This window comes from Ornithinibacillus salinisoli, from assembly GCF_042684965.1.
Lineage (GTDB): Bacteria > Bacillota > Bacilli > Bacillales > Amphibacillaceae > Ornithinibacillus > Ornithinibacillus salinisoli.
The window spans coordinates 1-1,420 of record NZ_JBHUMI010000032.1; the positions used below are offsets into that span (position 1 = coordinate 1).

1 protein-coding gene is annotated in these 1,420 nt (G+C 38.6%); it reads right to left on the minus strand.

The window, feature by feature from the left end; genetic code table 11:
• The coding region (locus tag ACFSTA_RS18725; RefSeq protein WP_377558362.1) for an IS110 family transposase at window positions 1-1,178 on the minus strand (1,178 nt) is incomplete at its 3' end.
• Between the last annotated feature and the right edge of the window lie 242 nt (window positions 1,179-1,420).

The following is a 1,420-nucleotide window of genomic DNA, read 5'->3' on the forward strand; positions in this document are numbered from 1 at the left end:
AACTTGTTTGCACATGCAATTATGGCTACTTTATAAGGTTTCCCTTCATCTCGCTTTTTATCATAAAAGGCTCGTAACTTCCTGTTACGGGGAATGATCTCATCCGTTGTTTTCTGTTTCCGAGAATCACGGATTGCGGAGCGAACTGCCATAAATAACGCGTGTCTTAATCGGCTAGATCCTCTTTTAGTGATTCGATTCACGGTTCCTTTGAATCGGCCAGATTCATAGACTCTTGGATCCATGCCCGCAAATGCTACTAGTTTTTTAGGATTATCAAATAAATCTATCTCCCCAATTTCAGAAATAATCGTTGCCGCGATTTTTTCACCGATACCAGGGATGGATTGGATAATCTGACATTCTTCAATTTCTTGTGCCAAAGCATCTATTTGATCCTCAAGTTTGGATAGGTGCTTTTGGTACTCAAGCAACATCTTGATATACATTTCGATGCTTATAATATGACTCTGATATAGTGTTTCCTGAAAAGGATCACGAAGTGCTGCTTCTACTAACTTATCAGCCTTTGAAGCTGCCCATTCCAACGAACGTCTTGGACAGTATTCATGGATGCTTCTATCTAGAATGTCTTTATCTGTCTCCAAAACATCCTTCGATGTTGGATAGTTTAATAGGGTAAGTAAAGATACAGTAGAATATAAGTCCCCAAAAACCCCACGATATTCAGGGAATACCTGATCCAACACAGAATGAAATTGTAATTTTGTTTGTACATATAAATTTGTAATATTTTCATGTTGTCTCGTAAGGTTACGTAAATTTAGTAATTGTATTCCGCGTTTCTTTTGTGGCTCTAGTTCTTCCTTATAGTACAGCTCGCAAAGGTGCCTCGCGTCAATTACGTCTGTCTTAACCTTTCGTAAACTAGAACTCTTTGCCTTGTAAGAAATAAGTGGATTAACGATGATTGTTAAATATCCTTTTTTCTCTAAATATTGAACAACTGGTGTGTGATAATGTCCTGTTGATTCTAGTACGACAGGAGGGCGTACCCCAGTATTATTTTCAATCTCAATTAAAAAGTGACGCAATTTATCTAGACCTTCCAAGGTATGCAGTACTTTAAAACTAGTTTTATAAGGCTTCTTCTTATCTAGGAAACCTTGAATCTGACTTTCTCCTTTAGCTACATCCAGACCTACTACTGGATTCATTGATTATCTCCTCCTAAGAAGTATTTGCCGGTACCCCTAATCCTTCTTGTAGTATCACAGCTTCGCTTGTTATACGGGATCCTTGTCCCAACCAGCCTCAATCATGTTTCTACAAGTAGGGGGCGAACAGTTTAGCTGACGGGATCAAGTCCCACGGGTGCTTTCGTTCTACCCCGGCTACAATGTAAATGATAAGACCATATAAAATAAGGTCAACCAGTAATTTCTGGTTAACCTTATAA